Origin of the sequence: Peribacillus sp. FSL K6-5616 (genome assembly GCF_038008245.1) — a bacterium.
GTDB classification, from domain to species: domain Bacteria; phylum Bacillota; class Bacilli; order Bacillales; family DSM-1321; genus Peribacillus; species Peribacillus frigoritolerans.
In genome coordinates this window covers 1,650,960-1,673,139 of the sequence record NZ_JBBOYT010000001.1, presented here as the reverse complement: position 1 = coordinate 1,673,139, position 22,180 = coordinate 1,650,960, and the positions used below count along the sequence as shown (strand labels likewise).

Here is a 22,180-nt window from a genome sequence, read left to right as displayed (position 1 = left end):
TTTAACTCTTTTTTAACCAATAAATATATCCTTTTTTTCAGTCAATCTGTAGTTGATTCTATCGATGATCTCCAATAAATCACCTATTTCATCAATTACGAAATCAGCACCTGCATTCAAAAAACGGTTTTCTGCATGCTTCATCCGTTTTTGCAGTTCATAAGGGTCCATTTCACTGATTTCTGCTTCTGAAAGGCCGATCTCACTGCCGCCCTTCAATACGGCAACAGTCCACATTCCCGCAGAAATGCCTTCTTTGATGTCACTGATCGTATCACCCACTTTAACGATTTTGCTGAGTGGATACACTTGGAGATTCATCGCCGTCTTAAAGCACATCCAAGGAGCAGGCCTACCTGAAGGCACTTCGGTGGACGCAACGATGGAATCGGGTTTATAGCCCCATTTCTCCGCCTCTTCTTTAACAATATTAATCATTTCACGAGTATAGCCCGTTGTCGAACCGATTTTTATTCCTTGTTGCCTTAAACGGCTGACTAATTCAATTACGCCGGGTATTGGCTTGGCGTTGTCCTTTAGAACATTAAAAAGCAAAGCCTCAAAGTCCTTATATAATGAATTTAGATCTCTTTCGTCCGGTTCTTTTCCGAATTTAGCACTCCACAAATTAGAGATTCGTTTCATTTTCAGGAGTTCCATAATATGATCCATTTTCAATAAACCCATATGTTCCCTTGCTTCCTTAATGGTAATATCAATCCCCCTTAACCTGAATATCTCGACAAATGCTTGGACTGGTGCAAAACAACCATAATCCACCGTCGTTCCTGCCCAATCGAATATCACTGCTTGAACCTCTTTGCATTCTTTTGCCCTTTCCAATCTATGCTCCCCTCCTCCAAAATCACCAAACTTGCTAAACCAGGGTATAAAGAGAATTCAATTAACTTCTTCCAAAAATAACTGTAAATCTTCCTTTGTAGCTTCAGAGAGTCGTTTAATCTTTTCAAGGTCCTTTTCCGGATTCCCTGACTCCCCAATTAATGGGTAAAGGTTTTTCTCAATCCTTTCATACCAATCCGGGTATTCATCTTCCACTTGCTTTTCTATCGAATCCCAAACAGAGCTCATTTCTTTTCCCATTTCTTGAATTCTCTCTGGATCCGCCTCCGCACTTAATTCTGTTTCCAATCCTTTTATGGATTGAATCACATCACCGACACCTTTTTTAATGACCTCCGCATTTTGGGTTTCACCCGTATTTGATTCCGGATTTTCATTCATGACTGGACTTTTTTCTTGTTGAGCCTCGTCCGGTTCAGCTGAATTGCCGCAGCCTGACAGCAATATGGCTCCAAGGACAACTCCACTGGTTATTACACGGAAACCATTCAACATAACACCTCCTTCATTTAAAAGACAGATGGCACCAAGCACTTATTGGCACAATTCTCTTTTTCTATTGGAATCATATTCTAGCTGATTAGTGAATTGAAGAATTTTGTCTGAGGAATTCCATAGAAGTAACCTTAAATTAAACCAATGGTGTAGAGCCAAAGCTATAACTTTTCAGAATTAGGGGAACCAGAAGCAATATTTAATTCATTCTCCAAATACTTCGCTTTTTTTCGCCGAATGAAAAAGAATGAACAAATAACGATCAAGCTAAATAGCATGGTAAAGATGAACTGCGGACGCTGCGAATCGATAAAAGCCATTAATATTAACACGGAAATCATGGAAATGATGGTTGCATAAGTCAAATACGGGAATAACCACATCTTGATCTTGAATATTCCGGGATTCTCTTTCTCCATTCTCTTCCTTAATCGGAGATGGGAAACCGCAATGGCCAGATAAACAAGAATTCCGACTCCGCCCGAGGAATTCACTAAAAAGAAAAAGATTTTATCTGGTGAAACATAACTGAAAATGGTGCTGATAAAGGCGAATATAGTAGAGCCGACTACAGCAAATATAGGGACACCGTTCTTGCTCACTTTAGAAAATAGCTTTGGGGCGTCACCCTTTTGTGCAAGTGAAAATAACATGCGTGAACTCGTATATAATCCCGAATTCAAACAAGAGAGCAATGCAATGAGAATCACTATATTCATGATCAGGGCAGCAGAAGGGATTCCCAGCATTTCAAGTACGGCAACAAATGGACTTTTCAGCAAAGAAGCCGAATTCCATGGTAATAGCGTCACTAGAATGGCGATGGACCCAATATAGAAAATCAGGATTCGCCAAACCACACTATTCAATGCACTTCTAACTGATTTAACCGGATCACTGGTTTCACCCGCGGCAATCGCTGGAATCTCCACTCCAACAAATGCATGAAAAACGATTGCAACACCAACAAGCACAGAACTTAGCCCATTTGGAATAAATCCGCCAAAGTTTAAAAGATTGGAAGCTCCGGGTGGTTTTATCGTAGGGATAAACCCTAATATCACGGCCACACCCAGGCACAAGAATAGTATGATACTGATTATTTTAATGATTGAAAACCAGTATTCGAACTCACCAAACGATTTTACGGAAAAAATATTCGTCATTTTCAATAGGATGATCAATGATAGACTAATGACCCAGACGGGAACGGAAGGAAGCCAGCTGTGAATGATTGCTGCTCCAGCCGTTGCTTCCAAAGCAATTACGATAACCCAAAAGAACCAATATAACCAACCTGTTGTAAAACCGGCCCATTCACCTATCCCCTCTCTTGCATAAACCGCAAAAGATCCAGTATTGGGATTCACTGTGGCCATTTCCCCAAGCATCCTCATGACTAACACAACGATCAAGCCTGCCAAAACATATGATAATATCGCCCCGGGGCCCGTTTGACCAATAATGATACCGCTTCCTACGAATAAACCAGCTCCTATGACACCACTCAAAGATATCATCGTTAAATGTCTTTGTTTCAGACCTGGTTTCAGTTCTTCCTGTTGATGTTTCATACCCTCCACCAACTTTCAATAATTTGGGGAATCAACTAAGATAATCGCTACTTGAATGTAAAGCAGGCTTTTCAGCTGCCTGTCCTTTACACTTTCACAAAGATAGTGGGAACTGGAAACATGGCATTTTCAAACAACACAGGGTATGACGCTATGAACTTAAGATTCTATATCACTAGTCCTCCTTCCTTAAGGCTATATTAAAAAACGAAGCGGATCTAACATCACTACGTCATGATGTTAGTACCACTTTCTATGTGTATAATACACTCTGATTTTTTTAAAGTCAATTTAAAAATCAGAATATTTAGATAACAAAATGAAAATTTTCATATAAAAAACGATGTCCATTAAGTCTGCAATTTTAGTTATTTTACTTCATTTACCTTTGGTGTTTCATCCAACACACTTTCCGTAGCTGACGTTACTGCCTTCTGCTTCCTATCCAGCATTTTCTTTAAAAGATATGAAAAAAGCAATGTAAAAGCAATTCCCTTAACAATCGATGCATAACCATAAACCAGAAGGCCCAATATCAGTACGATAAGATTAATAATCCTTATTGTCGCAGCAATATCTATTTTTTCATTTTTGTGATGTAAAATTAAGGCGAGCACGTCAAAGCCAACAGTGGAGGCATTTGCAGTTATACATAAATAATATCCTATCGCTATCAAAATCGACGAAATGAAGATCACTAAAACGATATTCATATCAAACTGAATGTTCAATGAATAAAAAAAATTAAAAAACACCATATAGCTAAGGGAACTTACGATCGACTTAAAAAAGTACTCTTTCCCTAGGAAAACTAAACAAATGATTAACAGTAATCCTGTAACCAAATTGGCGAGCATGGCAATGTTATAACCCAATAACGCATTCAATAATAATGCCGAGCTAGTTACCCCGCCATTGATGATTTCATTGGGGACGATTAAATAAGCATAGGCAAAGGTCATGGAAATGTTTCCTGCGATAATTTTCAATAAATCCTTCATACATTCTCACCATCCTGTTCGATATTTTGATAATGCTCTTTCCCCCCCTAAATATATATTTATACTTGAACGATAATAAGATTCGAACCTTTCACCTTTCGATATTTTGGAGTGCTATTACGAAGAATGCATATTTCTATTCAAGTGATTACAATTATTCGCTAACCAGAATCCTCTCTCCTTCTAAATAAATAAAATAAAACATCCCCTTAAAACTTGAAGATGTTCATGTCTACTACCTAAACATTTAGACATTGAAGAGTTTCTGTACAACTTATGTAACTTGTGATTACCTTCAAACCCCAAAACCTTTGATTTACATGGAATGATTTAAATTCCATAGGGTTGGACAAGAACAAGGCTTTTACAGGGTAAAGCTTCGTCCCCTTACATAATTACATTGGTTAGAAGGCAAATATGCAAAAGCATACCCCCTAATCATTCCCAAAAAGTATTATCCCACAATAAAAAGCTGAGGGGGCCCCCTCAACTTTTTATTGTTCCATTAATTATTTCCCAAGAAATGTTACTTTCAATAGGCTGCGATTATCCTTTTCATGTCACGGATAATGCTGATTCATCTTTCATAAGCCTTTTGCGATAAACCATATTGGACAGCTGTACACTCACCTCATAAAGCACAAGTAAAGGGACGATAACCAAAATGTCCGAAATTATATCTGGAGGCGTAATCAGGATTGAGATGATGACCAGGACGAAATAAGAAATCTTGCGAGACTTTTTCAACACTGCTGGATTGATGATGCCTAATCTGGTCAGGAACATGACCACAAGCGGCATCTCGAATAAAATCCCGAAAGGTAAGATCAAATTAATCATGAAGCGAAAATACTTTTCCGCAGTGAACATCATCTCGAACTGCCCGGCCGATAGGGAAGTTAGGAAACCCAGAACTATTGGAAACAACACAAAATATCCAAATGAGATACCTGTGATGAATAGAATGAACAGTCCGGGTATGAAGCGAAATGTAACCCTTCTTTCTTCCGGTTTCAAAGCTGGAGCCACAAAACGCCATAACTGATAGGCTGCCAGCGGAATCGTTGCAGCAATTGCGCAAACCCCAGCGATAATCATATATACCCATAGGATCTCACTCGGGCCGAGCACGGCAAGCTTTCCTTCCAAATCTTTAATAAGTAAATTATAAATATCCTGTACGAATATGAAGCTCATTATGAAAAAAGCCACAAAACCTATCAGTGTTTTAATGATTCTGCTTCGGAGTTCCTCCATATGCTCAATAACGTGTAAATCCTTACTCTCCACTTTCACTCCCCCTTTTTAGACATATTATTTGCCATTTTGCAAATAGCGCTTCCCCTCTAACCATTCTCATGAAAAGAAGCAGGCGAGTCTTTCCGCCCGCTCTATCTCATTTACTTCATCCCTCTTTTTTAACAGCTCTTAATGCAGCTTTATTCTCATTTTCTTCTTCTTTTTCTGTATCATTCACCAATCCTTTGGTTGCACTTTTGAATTCGGACAATGTCCGGCCAAATGCACGGCCTATTTCCGGCAGTTTGGACGGTCCAAAAATAATCAGTGCAATCACAAGGACAATCACCAAACCGGGTATTCCTATATTTGAAAGCATTCTTACTCACTCCTTCGATCTTCTCATTTTTCTTCGCTATATTCCTGTCAAGCATCATAAGGATTCCCTATCAATTAGTCACTTTCCCCTGACTTTTCATTCTTTGTTTTTCATGTGCGCGATTATGGGCACGTGTTCGATCTTCCTCAACTTCGTTCGTTTTTTGTACACCTTCCATAACCGCTGCTGAAGCAACCTTTCGCAGCCCTGTTTGATCCTTATCAAAAACAAAAGATGCTCTTGTCGATATATCCGCACCTGGTTCTGTCACGAATGGGACTACACGGTAATCCGCCTTCCATTGTTCTGGTGTTACTTTGCACCGTACATATCCCCTGTAATCATTAAAGAACTTTATATGCGGATTCTGACTTAGTATTTTATCCGTGTCCGCACGCTTATCCGCACCATTTCCACCAGATGTGATCGAAGTGCCGACAAACTCCACTCCGAAAATCTTTGAATTTGGATCATCGAAATCCACCTTTAAATTGGCGGCCCAGCTTGCATGTACATCACCGGTCAATACGACCAGATTTTCCAGGTTGTTGCTTTTGATTACATCAATTAAGCGATCGCGTGCAGCCGGGTAACCATCCCAGGAATCCATGCTGAATTTTGGGGCTGTTGGTGTTCCATAATTCCGTTGTGCAAAGAAAATCTGCTGAGGCAGAACATTCCACTTCGTTTTTGAATTTGATAGATTGTCAGTTAGCCACTGTTCCTGCTCTGGACCTAGTAATGTCCGTTTCGGATCAAGTGACTCAGGCGTTTGCGGTGAACTTCCATCACCGTTTGCCTGATCATCCCGGTATTGACGTGAATCCAATACAAAGAAAGAGGCCAGGTCGCCATATGTGAAATTTCGGTATAACCTCATATCCGCTCCCTTAGGCAATGATGATTTACGAAGGGGCATATGCTCATAGTAAGCCTGATAAGCGGCGGCCCTTCTCTTGATGAAAGCTTCTACCGATTGTCCTTTTTCCGGTATGACATTTGCATAATTGTTTTCAACTTCATGATCATCCCAAGTCACCACCCATGGGAAAGCTGCGTGTGCCGCTTTTAAATGGGTATCAGAGCGATATTGTGCGTATCTATTCCGATAATCTTCAAGTGTAATGATCTCTGGTCCACTATGTACACGGACATTACCTGTAGAAGAAACATATTCATTTGGTCCATATTCATATATATAATCGCCAAGGTGGAAGACAATATCCAGATCTTCCTTTGCCAAATGTTTATAGGCCGTATAATAACCATGCTCAAATTGCTGGCATGAAACAAACGCGAATGACAAGCTCGAAACACTTGAACCTATTGGCGGAAGTGTTTTCGTTTTCCCGGTCTGACTTACTTCCCCGCCGCTTTTAAAACGGTAAAAATAGACTTTATCAGGTTTTAACCCGCTTACTTCCACATGTACGGAGTGGCCAAGTTCCGGCCTGGCTATTTCCTTGCCTTGCTGGACAATCTTTCTGAAATTCTCATCCTTTGCCACTTCCCATTTCACCGAAATGGCTTCTTTTGGCATTCCCCCTCCATTCAACGGATCCGGTGCCAACCTTGTCCATAAAACGACACTGTCCGAGAGCGGATCTCCTGAAGCAACACCGAGAGTAAATGGATAATCACTGAATTTCGGGGCAGCATTCACTTCAATACCGCCCATTGATTGGGCAAGAGCAAGACCTAATGAAAGTCCGGCAAGCTTACTCGCTCCCTGGATAAAATTTCGGCGGTCCATATTCTTACCTAATTCGCTCCAATTCTTAATTAAATCATCCATTGCTCTTTCATTATTCATTGATCTTTCCCTCCTATTATTTGAATCTGGTTCAAGTATAGAAGGCCATTTTTAAAGGTGTATGAAGATGTGTAAATCAATAAATCAATAAATTAGGAATTTTTAGGCAGGTCTTATGATACCCATTAAATACAAAAAGAGTTTTGATTCACTCATACATTTACATAGACCTACAAACTTTTACATATAACGACAGTCTTTCAGCCTAGTTCTCTTAACGAATCATTTATTTAATCGTTACAAATAACTTCCATGGGCTATTCTATTTTTACAATAAACCTTTAAAACTATAAAAGCCTAAAGAAGCCAGCGAAATAATGGAATAAAAGAAAGATCGCCATTACTTGGTTGGATCCCACCGCAGTAAGGAAACCTTGATTCAAAGGAAGGTTTAGAAATCATCATAGTCATATGTAATCGGACAATAATGCTTCAGCAATATTTTTATAAGTGAATACTCACTTTTTGTTTAAAAACATCCTAATTTATGTAATAATAGTTTCATAACAAAAAAAGAAAGCACTTGAGGATTCTGCATTGGAGAGTATGGAAGCATTATTTGAAAAAATTGAGGTATTGAGGAAAGAACTAATAACCACCGGATTGATTTATGGATTTACTGCCCCAAAAACATTACATAAAAGCCAGGAACTAGATGAACTGTTGAATTTACTTACAAATGAAAAAGAACCAAATGATTTAGAATATGTCTAAAAAGCGGAATGAAGCCGGATTGATTTTTCTACTAATACTTCATGGAATCATCACTGTGTAGTTCATGCTTCTCTTACCTCTTATATTTTTCTTGGACTTGTGGTCTAATTTTTATGTAATATCCGCTAAATCATTAGATAATTGTTAACATCATCACTCTTCCTAATTAAAAAGCATCCAAAATGAATGGATGCCTTTTTTTATCAAAGATTCTTTTACTCAAATCATGGACAACTTAATATTTCCGCTGTGTTAATGATTTTTTACTATTTTAGTGACTGAAGGCCTTTCAATTCAGGGACAACATTGCTTATCTCCCTTCCAGTAACAACTGCAACGAGGTTCTTCGCCGCAAGCATGGCCATATCAAATCGTGTTTGATGTGTAGCTGAACCTATATGGGGCAGGGTTACCACGTTAGGCATGGCTAAAAGCGGATTGTCATGCGAAACGGGTTCCTTTTCAAATACATCCAAACCGGCTGCAAGGATTTCCTTATTTCGCAGTGCTTCTATGAGAGCCTTTTCGTCCACCGTCTGACCACGGGATGTATTGATAAAGATAGCTGACTTTTTCATCAGTGCGAACTGCTCCCGTCCCATAAGATGCCTCGTCTCCGGAGTATAAGGGACCATTAATAGAACGAAATCGGATTCCCGTAAAAGGTGATCTAAAGAGGAATAGGTTGTACTGAGCGTTTCCTCCACTTCGGATTTCCTTCGCCGATTATGATACAAAACTTCCATGTTAAAACCGAATTTACCTCGTCTTGCAATAGATTCCCCAATCCTCCCCATACCGATGATGCCCAATGTTTTTCCATGAACATCAACGCCAAAGAGGGGTTCATCGCTTTTATTTCCCCACTTGCCATCCTTTACAAGCTTGTCCATTTCCGGTAGACGACGGGCTGCTGAGAGCATTAAGGCTAAAGCTAAATCGGCCACGGTTTCATCGAGAACACCAGGTGTATTTGTACCGATTATGCTTCTCTTTTTCATTGCCTCCAGATCAAAGTTATTGTAGCCTACCGAGATATTGCTGACAGCCTTTAGACGTGGTGCATGGTCCAGAAATTCATCATCTATTTTTTCCCCAGTGATGAGCAGTCCCTCCGCATCAGAAATTTGCTTTAACAGTTGGCTTCTGGTAATGGGTTCAGGGCCGTTCCATTTTTCATACTGGCAATACTTCGAAATAAATGCCTCTACCTCGGCCGGTACTGGTCTTGCTATATACACTTTTGGCTTCAATTTATTTCCTCCTCGATAATACTATTCTTGAATAGGATGTTTCACAATAAACCAATAACAGATTGCTGCGCATCCAGCGATTAAACCGCCAGATATAAAGGCAAGAGAGTAAGAACCAGTTGCATCCACTATCATGCCTGCAACAACAGGGGAAAAGGCTCCACCAAAATAACCGCCAAAATTCTGAATTGCTCCTACGGAAGCAACCATAGAAGGAGGGGCAATGTCGCCGGCGAGTGCCCATGCGCTGCCTGTAATGGCAGAAATAAAACAAAGAGCAAGTGTCAGTAAAAGTAAGGTAATAGCGAGCCCTTTAACAAGTGGAACTGCACATACAACAATAGCGGCCAAGATGGCACATATACTAATTAAGGCACGCTTTGCTTTAATAGGTGTAGTAATTCCCTTGTCGACCCATTTTTTAGTAAGATATCCTCCGAAAATATTGCCAAAGATTCCGCCAAGCCAAGGAATACCAGCATATATACCCATTTCTTTAAGTGAGACATGATGGACATCAAACAAATAAAGGGGAAGGAATACAAGGAAAATATTCCAGATCCAGATGGTACAGAAGAATCCTAGAATCATCCCCCATACGCTTCGATATTTAAATAACGAGCCCCATTTTATTTTTGATGATTGAATGCCTTGCTCCACTCCACCACCTTCCGACTTAATGTATTCAAATTCCTCCTTGGAAAGTTTTTGGCTTTTTTCAGGATTTTTATAAAAAATAACAAAACCGATCGCGAAAATGATGCCGATTACACCAGTAATATAAAACAACGCTCTCCACCCAAAAGTCACCATAATGAAAACGAGAAGTGGCGGTGCAATGGCAGGTCCCCATTTGGAGGAAGAATCCCAAATTCCAGTTGCCAGGCCACGTTCCTTTTTTGGGAACCAATACGATGTAATCTTAGCCATCGTAGGAAAACACGGTGCTTCTCCCACTCCAAGTAAAATCCTTGCAGCAATAAATGAACCCATTTTATGAACGGCCCCCGTTAAAATGGTCGCACCACTCCACCAAATAAGCGCAATTGTATACACCTTTTTGGTTCCGAACCGATCGATCAGCCAGCCTGAAGGAAGCTGCATTAATGCATAACTCCAAGAAAAAAAGGTTCCCAATAACCCGATTTCGGTCACGCTTAGCCCGAGTTCCTTCATCATTTCGGGAGCTGCAATGGAGAGATTGGCCCGATCCAGATAGTTGATTATTCCCCCAATCAATAACCAGATGACGACTGTCCAGCGAAATTTCCGGCCAAAATTTAATGGCTTTGCTTGCTTTGTTTCCATTCTTGCTTCCATACCTTATCCCCCCTTGTTATATAAAACGCCTAAATTGGCAGCGCTTCCAAAATAAGAAAAACCAGAGTTCACGCTTGGAGAATATGTATATACAAGGAGGTCTTTGTTTTATAATATAAAACAGAGTTTTGGTTTTATGATAAAAAAATAAAAAGATAATTCCTATTATTCTGTAAAGTATCGTATTATGAGGATGTGTGAATGTCAATCTTTATTCTTATTTTCAGGATTATATTCCTAGTAAACGTTATATGCCAATGTAGAAAATTGATAGCCGTTTTTTTGAGTAGTAAAATCATAATAGACTTTATTTTTCCATCTCTAGCTTTGCTTCCGGGATGGCTGAGATTCCATTCTATCTCTCAAAAATCTCAGACAACGATAAACGACGGTTAAGCTTTTATTATTTTTCTATAAGAAAAGCAAGCGCCGCTAATACATGTGGTGGCCCTCAATAGACGTACCTGTTAAAGCAGCATGCAGTCTACCAGATAAGCGGGATATTAATTGTTCGCTTGGCGCAACTGTATCCACTTTTCTATTGGGCTTACTAAATCTTAATGAAAGCCGGGATGGTTAACTAAGATCCAATCCTTTCTCACTATCTATATTTTTTGTCTCATTCTCCGCTCCTCACAGTGCATTGAGATACGCCAACTACTTCTCCTTGAGGATCTATTCATTGAATTTCATAATCTTTATTCCAACTTTGTTTTCTTCTTTTATTCTTTGTTTTCCGTTTATTCATTTAGATAATTTTAAAATAATATATTATATTAATTTTTTATGATTGTAATTCCACTTATTGCTTTTGAATTAAACGATTGATTCGTTCATCAATAAGAAAAAGAGCCGTTGTAACAGCTCCTTGTCCCCTCTTTCCCCCTTTTGGAACGAATGATAGAGGTATATTTCGCCTACTCATTTTTAACCCTTTGCAAGCGTTTGACCTTATATTGTTCAAAATCCCAATTCGACAAAAAATCTTTTGCAGAAGTATAGCCTGATTTATAAAGAAAGTTGATTTCTTCCTCATTCAGTTCAAAATCCGTTGCATTGATGCCGCCAATAGGAATTTGAATCGTGCGTTCAATCGTTTCTTCGTTCATATGTCGTAAATCATGGGCTTGTAGCATCGTTTTAAATATATTTTTGGATAGGTGGATTGGCGTTGGTATAACCCCGCCTATGTTAACTTCATCTTTCACAAAATGGAAACCGAATGTTGGAAAACGAGGATTGTCTGTATCAAATATCCATATCGGGAAGTTACTAAGTAAACCACCATCTAAAATGTAGGATTTTTTCCGGTCTTTTGATTTCCAAATAACCGGGCGGAAGAAAAATGGTAAGGAGGCACTCATCATTACGGCAGTTGAAACTTTTAAATCAGCAGGAGACATCCCATAGCGGTCCAAATCATCTGGCAAAATAAGCATCTTTCCATTCGAAACATCAGAAGCAATGATCTTCAACTTTCCATCTGGAAGATCCGCGAATGTCTTTATCCCTTTTTCTGAAAGAAGTGAATCTACCCATGTCTCCAAATAATCGTTTTTGTAAATCCCAAGATGAACCATAAGTTCCAAAAAGAAGCCCAAAATGGGAATTCGATTCAGAATTGTCCTGCCTCGAAACTTTGAGTAATTGATTTCACTAAACCGTTCTCTAATTTCATGGCTTTTATATCCACTAGCCAAAAGTGCAGCTATTACTGCTCCTGCTGATGTCCCAGCAAGTCTTTCCCATTCGACATTTGCCTCTTCCATTGCTTGAATTGCTCCAATAAAAGCAATTCCCCTGACCCCCCCACCTTCAAAAACGGCATCTGCTCTCATTTTTTTCCACCTCTCGATAAGAGTTATTATCATATTAACAATATTTGAAAATAATGTGAACTTTCACACTCTTTAACCCTTTGATGGCAATCTAACGTAATAACAATAGTAGGATAGCTTCTATTATCATGGTATGTAGAAAACGAAGCATTTGCATGGACAAATTATCAGATTAGGAAGCAGCCTTTGATAAAGGAATTCTTTAAATGATGTCGAAAAGGATATGTAACAATTGAAGGAGTGAAAAAATGGAAAATAACCGTGCCAAGAAAATGTATGATTACCATGTTTGGGCTAATCAGCAAGTGTTCCAAAAACTAAAACAATTACCGGACGGAGTTTATGGAGACACGATAAAAAGTGTCTTTCCATCCATCAATGAAGTCCTTGTTCACCTTTACGCAACAGATATTACCTGGTTGGAGATAATGAAAGGAAGCACAGTTCAAGAAACTTTTAAAAAAGTTGAACAGCGGCGGAAAGAAGTGGACGGAATCTCATTAAATGAACTGGAATCCTCATATGATGAACTTGCAAAGGATTATGACAATTTTCTTAATTCGCAGCCTGATCTTGAACGGACCATTGTAACCGAACATCCGAAAATGGGGGCTTGTGAGTTTGTACTTGCCGACCTCATCCATCATGTAGTGAATCATGGGACCTATCATCGCGGTAATGTATCAGCGATGCTCCATCAACAAGGTGAGAATGGGGCACCAACAGATTATGTATTTTACTGTTTAAAATAAGCGGTTTGACAACCTTTAGGAGTTGCAGTAACATTGCCGCTCATTCCAGATGAAAGCCGATGGTCCTCTTGTGAAGGAATCATCGGCTTTATTTGGATTTATTAAAATTCATACGCCCGTAGTCAGTACAACTTTCTTCTATATATGTTACATGACCTTTAAAGCTTTATCCGTTGAAGGCGAAGTGCATTCAATACGACTGACACAGAACTGAAGGCCATGGCAGCACCCGCTAACCACGGAGCAAGCAGTCCGATTGCCGCAATTGGTATTCCGATTACATTATAGGCAAAAGCCCAGAATAGGTTTTGTTTGATATTTTTCATCGTCTTCCTGCTCATGAGGATGGCATCTGCAATACTGTTCAAATCACCCCGGATCAAAGTGATATCGGCAGCCTCCATGGCTATGTCCGTCCCAGTTCCTATTGCCATTCCTATATCGGCTAGTGCCAGCGCGGGCGCATCATTTATCCCATCACCGACCATTGCCACTGTTTTACCGGCGGCCTGCAGTTTTTTCACTTCTTCCGCTTTCCCTTCAGGTAGGACTTCTGCGATTACATGGTCAATGCCAACTTGATGGCCGATGGCATTTGCTGTTCTTTGATTATCCCCGGTTATCATGATGACCTGGATATCCATTGCTTTTAACCTTTTAATCGCCACTAGTGAGCTCTCTTTTATCGTATCCGCAACGGCAATGAGTCCTGCATATTCCCCTTCAATGCTAGCGAGCATTGCAGTCTTCCCTTGCTCTTCAAATTCTTCCATCGCTGTTAGCGCCTTAGTGATATCCACGTTATTTTGCTTCATCAATTTACGGGTTCCGATGAATATCACTTTTTGATCCGCAACAGCTCTAATCCCGTATCCAGGCATCGCTTCAAATTGCTCAACCGCTGCAAGTGAAATCTGTCTTGCTTGAATTCCTTGAACGATTGATTGAGCAAGAGGGTGTTCAGATTGTTTTTCAGCTGCACCGATTAATGATAAAAACTGTTCTTCCTCCATACCATTCTCAATGAGGACATCTGTCAGCACAGGGGTACCATTCGTTACCGTTCCCGTTTTATCCAAGATGACCGTATCAATATGGTGGGTGGTTTCCAGATGTTCCCCGCCTTTAAATAAGATGCCGAATTCGGCCGCCCTTCCAGATCCTGCCATGATAGAAGTGGGAGTGGCTAGGCCTAGAGCACATGGGCAGGCTATGACTAGCACTGCAATCATCGCTTCAAAAGCTGGTGTGAATTCTCCAGGGTTAACCCAAATCATCCAAACCAGAAAAGTTAAAAGAGCGATTCCGACAACAATGGGAACGAAAACACCGGAAATTTGGTCAGCAAGCCGTTGAATCGGCGCTTTCGAACCTTGAGCATCTTCGACGACTTTGATGATTTGGGAAAGAGCTGTATCCCTTCCTATTTTAGTCGCTTTCATTTTGAGAAACCCATTCTTATTCAATGTTGAACCGATAACAGTATCCCCATTTGTTTTATCGACCGGAATGCTCTCACCCGTTAACATGGATTCATCGACGGCAGAGTTCCCCTCGATTACCTTGCCATCGACAGGGATCTTTTCACCCGGCTTCACCAAAATCGTATCCCCTACGATGACTTCTTCAAGTGGTATTTCCCGTTCTTCCCCATTTCTTAAAACCAATGCCGTTTTGGCCTGAAGCCCCATCAATTTTTTGATGGCCTCGGAAGAACGTCCTTTTGCTTTTGCTTCAAACAGCTTCCCCAAAAGAATGAGGGTGATAAGAATCGAACTGGTTTCGAAATAAAGTTGTGCCGTATTGTGATGGGACCCCATCGAGATGATCGCCTGATAGACACTGTAAAAATAGGCAGCGGATGTTCCCATCGCGACTAATACATCCATATTGGCACTTTTATTTCTCAAGGCTTTATAAGCTCCAACATAGAACTGCTTTCCAATCAAAAATTGAACGGGGGTTGCGAATGCCATCTGCACCCAAGGATTCATGAGGAAATCAGGCATATAGATAAACGAAGTAAAACTAAAATGGCTTACCATCGCCCATAACAATGGAAAAGATAAAATGACCGAAAAGATGAATGTATTCTTTTGTTTTTGTATTTCTTTTTGACGGAAATTCACGGATTCCACTTTATCTTCCTTAATGATCGCCCCATACCCCAGCTTCTCAACTCGTTGAATGATGTCAATTGGGGAAGCTTGGGAAGGATCATATTCGACGGTCGCATTTTCAAGCGCTAGATTGACATTAGCCATGCTCACCCCATCCATCTTATTTAACCCTTTTTCTATTCGGTTAGCACAGGCCGCACAGGTCATGCCAGTAATCGTAAATTCCTTTTTCTCTTTTACTACATCATAGCCAAGATCTTGAATTTTCTTTTCAAAGTCCTGGTTGCTTACTTTTTCCGAATCATATTTAATAACCGATTTCTCAAGTGCCAAATTAACGGTGGCTTCCTCAACGCCTTCCATTTTGTTTAACCCTTTTTCAATTCGGTTTGCACAGGCAGCGCAAGTCATTCCTGAAATCTGTAAACTTGTTTCTTTTATTTGGCTGCTCACTTCATCCCGCCTCCCTATACCGCTATGGGGTATATTTCATTGTAAAAAAGAAGTGCTTAAAAGCACTCTCATAACTTACTCGACATCGTAACCTTGATCATCGATTGTTTCTTTTATTTTCTCAAGTGATACTTTTTCCTTGTCAAACGCTACATCTACTTTTCCTGTTTCCAAATGCACCTTTACGCTTTCAACACCTGCAAGTTTTCCTACATTCCCTTCAACTGCATTCACACAATGACCACAAGACATTCCACTTACATTCAATGTTACATTTTCCATTCTATCCACTGCTCCTTTATTTTTTCATTAATTTTTGTATCGTTACAAGCACTTCATCTATAACCTCTGTATCCCCTTCATTAAGGCGTTCCACCACACAATTCCTTAGATGCCCTTCCAGTAAAATCTTGGCCACACTATTCATCGCGCTTTGTGTAGCTGCTATTTGGGTGATCACATCATCACAGTACGTATCTTTTTCAATAAGACCCTTTATACCGCGAATTTGACCTTCAATTCGATTTAACCGGGTCGTTAAATTCTTTTTTACTGCTTCTGAGTGATGACTCTTTCGGCCATGGGAAGAGGTCGTACAGCATTCTTCTTCATTCATCGCCTCTTGCCCATTCATCATTTCATCCATTGCCCATCCCTCCTCAAAAATTAATATACCATACCCTCCTACCCTATGCAAAGAAAAAGATTTATGTGCATCATTTATTACTATCCGTATTTTAACATTTTCTATTCTTAAGCTCAGAGCCTGCTCCTATCTGCCAAGTCTCGCAGGGGCTCGGCTAGCCAGTCATTTCTGCAGGAGTGTCGCAAATTTCTTCAATCTCTGTGTGGTTTCATCCATAAGAAAAGTAATACAAGTTTGTTTTAAAGTTAGGGTTGAGACCATATCCGAATCAGATGTTTAATTTGTTTTAAGGATTGTAATAGCCATTTAAGCATACTTAGAATTAAAATTCGCATATATTGTTTTCCATCTCCTTTGGATGTTACTATATAACCTTCTAATACTGAAAATTTCGTCCAGTTTCCAGGTATCAGGATTATAGGTTATTTATTCTTACTCATAGAAAACCTCCGTCCATTTCTCATTACACCTAATGAAACATAAAAAAACCCGGATAAGGGACTTTTTGATGTGTGTCCGTTATTCGGGGTATAGTTTATGTTTCTTCAGCGTTATTATTTTCTTTTAGTTTAAGATTCCAATGTGATTATCACAGTTCTTTTGAAATATTATTATTCCTTTTCTTTTTCACTAAAAGAATGATGCCAATGATAAAAGCAACTGCGCTGTATAACCAGGTGTACATAAAGGCAAGGCCCAGTCCGATATTTGCGTCCATATAATCGTTTTTCACATGATCTATGGCTAAATATAAAAGCGGAGCAGCTCCAATGATGAACAGGATGACCCAGAGAACATTTCTTTTCGGATTCTTAGTTGATAAAATAATAATGATGAAGGACAACAAGAGAAACACTTCTGAAACTATCGTCAACGTTACCAGATTGCTCATAATAATTCACTCCTAATCGTGGTTGCATAAAGGGAATTTATTTTATGTTCCCTTATATCTATGCTACTTTTCGTTCCTATATTATTAACTTAATAAAACCTGAACCCTTCCAACAGGAATGAAGGATCCAGGTTTCATGTTAATTTTTCTTGGATAATTGCAAGGCATTCTTGATGCTTTTCAGTGATTTTGAGCTACCGTACATCAAGACTCCGCCACGATAGATTTTTGCTCCGATTATTCCAAGTAAAACAATCGTTAAGATCAAGACAGCAATGCTGATGGCGATTTCCCAGAATGGAACCTCAAGCATCCCTACGCGCAAGAACATGATCATCGGCGTGAAAAATGGAATGAATGATGTAATCGTAATATAACTGGCTGACGGATTCCCCAGTCCAAACATTGCAATCATGAAGGCGATGACAACTAACATGGTCATCGGTGAAATCATTTGCTGGACATCTTCAATTTTGCTGACAACGGATCCAAGGCATGCTGCAAGAGTCGCGTACAGAAAATACCCGAGCAAAGCGAAGATGATTGCATAAATGATCGTTGAGATATCTGTGCTGCCGAAACCGAAAAATGAAAAGAATCCTTCATCCATACCTGTCAAGTTTTGTTTAATCGAGAAATAGCCCACCCCAAAAAATAAAATCATTTGAGTAAGACTAAGTAAAGCAACACCCATTATTTTGGCAAACATCTGTGTGACTGGCGGGACACTTGAAATCAGGATTTCCATGACTCGTGATGTTTTCTCAGTAGCCACTTCCATTGCAATCATCGTTGCATACATCAACACACCGAAGTAAATCACAAATAGGAGCACATACACGAGACCGCGTGCTTGATTGAGATCCTCTTCCGTTTTTGCATTTTTCTGAAGAGCAATCGTATCAAATGCTGGCGGCGTATTCAATTGGGCGATTTGCTGCTCTGTCAAATTCAATTCCTTCGCCGTTATTTGACCCTTCAATTGAGTAAGCGCTAATAGTAAATCATTACTTACCGCAGAATCTGAAATTTGATTCGCTTTGTACGTTCCCTTGAAGCCGAGAGTTTTATCCTTTTGGATTAATAAATACCCAACGATTTCTTCCGCGCTGACCATTTCCTCCGCTTCCTTTTCATCCTGGGCGGATATTATCGATAGGTCATCGTTAACACCTGCTACCGCTTTTTTATAAGAATCAAATAAACCGCCTTCAGTCTGATCGATTACGGCAACCTTTTCCTGTTCATCACTGTCGAATTTATCAATAAGATTCGAAAGATTCGAAAGTAGGAGAATCAGTGCCATCATAATGATTGTAGAAATGATAAAGGATTTCGTCTTTAATTTTGATAGGTATGTATGGGAAAGGACAATCCAAAATTTATTCATAGACGGCACCTACTTTTTCAATGAAAATATCCGTTAGCGATGGTTCTTCCAATTCGAATTTCCGGACGAAACCTCTTGGAACAAGATCACGTAGCATGCTCTCAGCCACATCTTCACCAGTTACTTGAAGAACTTTCCCTTCCATCGTGTTCTTGACTTTTGTTACACCTGCATAATGATCCAAGAAAGATAGATCAAAATCCGCTTTAATTGAGACATTCTTTTTACCAAAAGAACGCTTGATTTCTTTTAACTTTCCAGCCACAACAGGTGAACCTTTATGCATGATGCAAAGATGCTCACACATCTCTTCGACATGCTCCATGCGATGGCTCGAGAAAACGATCGTCGTGCCGCTGTCCCTTAAGTCAATGACCGCTTTCTTCAGGATTTCCACATTCACTGGATCCAGTCCGCTGAAGGGTTCGTCAAGAATAAGTAATTCAGGTTTATGAATCATGGATGCGATCAGCTGGATTTTTTGTTGATTTCCCTTTGAAAGCTCTTCAACTCGCTTATCGATATACTCGGGCACCATAAAGCGGTCCAGCCAATACTCCAATTCTTTCAAAGCATCCCGTTTGTTCATCCCTCTTAATCTAGCCAAATAAACAATTTGATCGCGCACCTTCAGTTTTGGATATAGTCCGCGTTCCTCAGGAAGATAGCCAATCATTGAACTGGTCGTATAATCGATTTTCTTACCATCCCAGACAACTTCCCCTTCAGTAGGGTCAAGCAGGCCAAGTATCATCCGGAACGTGGTCGTTTTCCCCGCTCCATTCCCGCCTAAAAAGCCGAACATTTCTTTTTCGGGAATAGTTAAATCAAGCTTGTTGACTGCTGTGAAATCCCCGAATTTTTTCGTAACTTCTTTAATGTGTAAAACCAATGCGCAACCTCCTATTATATGATTCTAATTATATGTTAACGGAAAGGTTTTCCAATTTCAACTATCACCAAAGACCAAATAAATCTACTTCTCTGCGATTATATGCAAATTTCCAGAAAAAATTAACGTTTCACGTTTGCCCTTTACCCTAATAGTATTTTTTCTGCGAAAATTAAGACAAAACCCCCTTTCCCTTCCAATTGGTAATATTCACAACCCCGTACGTCTCCTGCCTTTCCCTAACGCAAGCATGTTACTAAACTGAAAGCCCTTTTTTTGGAAACGAGGCAATAATAAAAATAGATTGCTCGCTTTAAAGGACACATTTCCCAACTGTCGCTAATAATTCTATTTTATTTTACAATCGTTACTTTTACATTTCTTTTTTCAAGCAATTTTCTTGATGCTTCATCTATTTCTCTATCCGTAATGACCTCATCCACTTCACTAGGCGGAACGATTAATGAAAACGCCTTTTTTCCAAACTTTGAGGAATCCACCATCAGGATCACTGCATCCGACCTTTCGATCATTTTCTTTTTTAATAAAGCCTGCCCTTCATTAGAATCACTGAGTCCTTCTTCTAAGTGAATCCCCTTGCAAGACAAAAACGTTTTGTTGACATGATACATCGTTAATGATTTCTCTGCTATCGGACCAACAAATGATAAAGACTTTGACAGTAATCTTCCCCCGGTTGAAATAACCTCTATTTTTTCTTTTTTACTCAATTCCATCACCACTTTGGTGGAATTGGTAATAACCGTTAGCGGTATGTTTGGTAAGGCTTTTGACATATACCAGGCAGTTGTACTTGCATCTAAAATAATCCTGTCACCTTCCACTATCCGCTTTGCCGCTTCATATGCTATCACTTTTTTTTCGTTGACATTTGTTATCACTCTTTCGGAAAAATGGATTTCCGAATCATCTTCTTGCAGGCTAACGGCACCGCCGTGGCTGCGTTTTAGTTTTGTTTCTTTCTCAAGCTTTTCGAGATCACGTCGGATTGTTTCCTCTGTTACTGAAAAGATTTCACTTAATTCTGTAACACGAATACTCGAACGTTCATTTACGAGATCGACAATTTTTTGGTGTCTTTGAGCTACAAGCATACCAACTTTCTCCTATCTATATAATCTTTGTTTACTTTTGTTTGTTTTTGTATTGTAACATATATAAAGCCCTCTATATAAATAGAGAGCTTAGGAACTGCCTTTTTTCATTGATATGGTTATTTGGCAATTAGCTTAAAACCTTCAATAATTTCTTCAATATCTTCATCACTAATATCGATTACTTCGCCAATACTTTTAGCGTACACCAATGCTTTTGCACTATATTCAGCTACTTCTAGCCTATCAAATACACTCAGTAAACTTTTTCCTGAGACAACTGCATACCCATTTTCAATTAATAGGACAGGATTATCCTCTGCTAGTTTAACTGCAATCATTCTATTATGATTTTCCCCCATTCCAAAAGGCACTTTATCTATATCCCGAAGAACAATGTAGGCCTCTGGAATTATATGTGTATTATATTTAACATCTGTCACAGCATAGGCCATTAAAAATCTTGGGTTCGCAATGATTACGGATGTAAGCTCCGGGTTTAACTCATATATTTTTTGATGAAGCTCAAAAAACTCACATGGTTCCTTTCCAGCTTCACTATACTCCTGATGAATCAGAACCAATTCATCTTCCTTAATATATTTACGGTCCTGTTGAGAAGGCGTGATTAAAATAGAGCCATCTTTAAGGCGGGTTGAAAAGCTGCCTGAGATACTTGTAAAAAGCTGACGATCATATAACCGTTCCAATAACCTGATCATTTCTTGACGGCAAGAAACCTCTTCGACAGAATGGTGCTTCATTTCTATCTGTGTTAATTTATCCGCTTTATATAAATCTATTTCTTGTAAATTTTGTTCGGTCAGTTCAAATGGTTTCCCTATATTCCTTGCATTTATTTCCATACAAGCAGTATCTTCAAGTGTTTCAAACAACATAAAGGCATCAAATATAGTGGGTTTCCCTACCACAATACCATGATTCTCCAATATGACCGCATCCCCTCCTTTTGCAAATTCAGCCGAAATATTTTCCTTTAATTTGTCGCTTCCAGGGATCGCATAAGGTGCAACCTGAAGGGAATCTGCTACACTCATATATGCATGTAAAAGCAACTTTGGGTTTGGTCCTTTACGAGCCATGCTAAAGGAAACCAAAGCCGGGGGATGTGCATGTACGATAGCTTTTATATCGGGCCTTGCTTCATAAATTCCTTGATGAAAAGGAAGCTCTACCGATGGTTTATGTTTCCCTATGAATGTACCGTCCTTTTTGACGCACATGATATCATCCATGGTTAATGCCCCTTTATCAATTCCCGAAGGAGTAATCCAAAGGTCACCATTTTCATCTAGAATAGAAAGGTTTCCTCCTGAAATTGTTGTCATGCCATATTTATAGACACGTTCCATGATCATAACAATTTGTTCGGCTGGATGCAGATTTTCATTCATATTTTATCACTCCTA

The 22,180-nt window shown here is 39.5% G+C and carries 20 protein-coding genes; 2 read left to right on the top strand and 18 right to left on the bottom strand.

What is annotated here, in order from left to right; translation table 11 throughout:
- Window positions 1–12 precede the first annotated feature (12 nt).
- The 7 genes from phnX to MHB45_RS07975 form a co-directional block, all read right to left on the bottom strand.
- Window positions 13–843, bottom strand: coding sequence for a phosphonoacetaldehyde hydrolase (gene phnX / locus MHB45_RS08005; RefSeq protein WP_072272869.1), 831 nt, complete (start codon window positions 841–843; stop codon window positions 13–15).
- Between the two features lie 57 nt (window positions 844–900).
- Window positions 901–1,356 carry a hypothetical protein gene (locus MHB45_RS08000; protein WP_072272868.1) on the bottom strand — a complete coding sequence of 152 codons (456 nt, stop codon included), beginning with the start codon at window positions 1,354–1,356 and terminating at the stop codon, window positions 901–903.
- A gap of 164 nt (window positions 1,357–1,520) precedes the next feature.
- Window positions 1,521–2,933: an amino acid permease gene (locus MHB45_RS07995; protein WP_072272867.1), complete on the bottom strand. Its 1,413-nt coding sequence runs from the start codon at window positions 2,931–2,933 to the stop codon at window positions 1,521–1,523.
- Window positions 2,934–3,301: 368 nt separating this feature from the next.
- Window positions 3,302–3,934: a YitT family protein gene (locus tag MHB45_RS07990; RefSeq protein WP_065421103.1), complete on the bottom strand. Its 633-nt coding sequence runs from the start codon at window positions 3,932–3,934 to the stop codon at window positions 3,302–3,304.
- A gap of 555 nt (window positions 3,935–4,489) precedes the next feature.
- Window positions 4,490–5,191, bottom strand: a complete 702-nt coding sequence (tatC, locus tag MHB45_RS07985; protein ID WP_207118122.1) for a twin-arginine translocase subunit TatC — start codon at window positions 5,189–5,191, stop codon at window positions 4,490–4,492.
- Between the two features lie 148 nt (window positions 5,192–5,339).
- The gene (locus MHB45_RS07980) at window positions 5,340–5,552 is read right to left on the bottom strand and encodes a twin-arginine translocase TatA/TatE family subunit (protein WP_034312740.1); all 213 of its coding nucleotides are present in this window, start codon (window positions 5,550–5,552) and stop codon (window positions 5,340–5,342) included.
- A gap of 70 nt (window positions 5,553–5,622) precedes the next feature.
- A complete protein-coding gene (locus MHB45_RS07975) occupies window positions 5,623–7,365 on the bottom strand; it encodes an alkaline phosphatase D family protein (protein ID WP_072272866.1) in 1,743 nt (580 codons plus the stop codon).
- Window positions 7,366–7,911: 546 nt separating this feature from the next.
- Here MHB45_RS07975 and MHB45_RS07970 point away from each other — a divergent pair.
- Window positions 7,912–8,079, top strand: a complete 168-nt coding sequence (locus tag MHB45_RS07970) for an aspartyl-phosphate phosphatase Spo0E family protein (RefSeq protein ID WP_081088586.1) — start codon at window positions 7,912–7,914, stop codon at window positions 8,077–8,079.
- Between the two features lie 266 nt (window positions 8,080–8,345).
- On the opposite strand, the gene MHB45_RS07965 is transcribed toward MHB45_RS07970, so the two are convergent.
- From MHB45_RS07965 to MHB45_RS07955, 3 genes are all read right to left on the bottom strand, one after another.
- On the bottom strand, window positions 8,346–9,332 hold the full coding sequence (locus MHB45_RS07965; protein ID WP_048679367.1) for a 2-hydroxyacid dehydrogenase: 987 nt from the start codon (window positions 9,330–9,332) through the stop codon (window positions 8,346–8,348).
- A 21-nt stretch (window positions 9,333–9,353) separates the two neighbouring features.
- Window positions 9,354–10,652 (bottom strand): MFS transporter, encoded by a 1,299-nt coding sequence (locus MHB45_RS07960; protein ID WP_048679362.1) that lies wholly within the window; start codon window positions 10,650–10,652, stop codon window positions 9,354–9,356.
- A gap of 917 nt (window positions 10,653–11,569) precedes the next feature.
- Entirely contained in the window at window positions 11,570–12,490 is a 921-nt protein-coding gene (locus MHB45_RS07955) for a patatin-like phospholipase family protein (protein ID WP_048679359.1), read from the bottom strand.
- 248 nt (window positions 12,491–12,738) lie between these two features.
- Between MHB45_RS07955 and MHB45_RS07950 the strand changes: the two genes are divergently transcribed.
- Entirely contained in the window at window positions 12,739–13,242 is a 504-nt protein-coding gene (locus MHB45_RS07950) for a DinB family protein (protein WP_072272864.1), read from the top strand.
- Between the two features lie 158 nt (window positions 13,243–13,400).
- Here the strand turns inward: MHB45_RS07950 and MHB45_RS07945 are convergent, their stop codons facing one another.
- The 8 genes from MHB45_RS07945 to MHB45_RS07910 all read right to left on the bottom strand — a co-directional run bounded on the left by MHB45_RS07945 (window position 13,401) and on the right by MHB45_RS07910 (window position 22,165).
- Complete coding sequence (locus tag MHB45_RS07945) at window positions 13,401–15,815, bottom strand: heavy metal translocating P-type ATPase (protein WP_048679356.1); 2,415 nt, start codon at window positions 15,813–15,815, stop codon at window positions 13,401–13,403.
- A 75-nt stretch (window positions 15,816–15,890) separates the two neighbouring features.
- Complete coding sequence (copZ, locus tag MHB45_RS07940; RefSeq protein WP_048679353.1) at window positions 15,891–16,097, bottom strand: copper chaperone CopZ; 207 nt, start codon at window positions 16,095–16,097, stop codon at window positions 15,891–15,893.
- 16 nt (window positions 16,098–16,113) lie between these two features.
- Window positions 16,114–16,452: a metal-sensitive transcriptional regulator gene (locus MHB45_RS07935; RefSeq protein ID WP_275452466.1), complete on the bottom strand. Its 339-nt coding sequence runs from the start codon at window positions 16,450–16,452 to the stop codon at window positions 16,114–16,116.
- 598 nt (window positions 16,453–17,050) lie between these two features.
- A complete protein-coding gene (locus tag MHB45_RS07930) occupies window positions 17,051–17,353 on the bottom strand; it encodes a hypothetical protein (RefSeq protein WP_048679343.1) in 303 nt (100 codons plus the stop codon).
- A 139-nt stretch (window positions 17,354–17,492) separates the two neighbouring features.
- Window positions 17,493–18,743 (bottom strand): ABC transporter permease, encoded by a 1,251-nt coding sequence (locus MHB45_RS07925; protein ID WP_048679338.1) that lies wholly within the window; start codon window positions 18,741–18,743, stop codon window positions 17,493–17,495.
- Window positions 18,736–19,635: an ABC transporter ATP-binding protein gene (locus tag MHB45_RS07920; RefSeq protein WP_048679334.1), complete on the bottom strand. Its 900-nt coding sequence runs from the start codon at window positions 19,633–19,635 to the stop codon at window positions 18,736–18,738. The genes MHB45_RS07925 and MHB45_RS07920 overlap by 8 nt, the downstream gene beginning before the upstream one ends.
- Before the next feature lie 353 nt (window positions 19,636–19,988).
- On the bottom strand, window positions 19,989–20,750 hold the full coding sequence (locus MHB45_RS07915) for a DeoR/GlpR family DNA-binding transcription regulator (protein ID WP_072272863.1): 762 nt from the start codon (window positions 20,748–20,750) through the stop codon (window positions 19,989–19,991).
- Between the two features lie 119 nt (window positions 20,751–20,869).
- Window positions 20,870–22,165: a class II aldolase/adducin family protein gene (locus MHB45_RS07910; protein WP_072272862.1), complete on the bottom strand. Its 1,296-nt coding sequence runs from the start codon at window positions 22,163–22,165 to the stop codon at window positions 20,870–20,872.
- Between the last annotated feature and the right edge of the window lie 15 nt (window positions 22,166–22,180).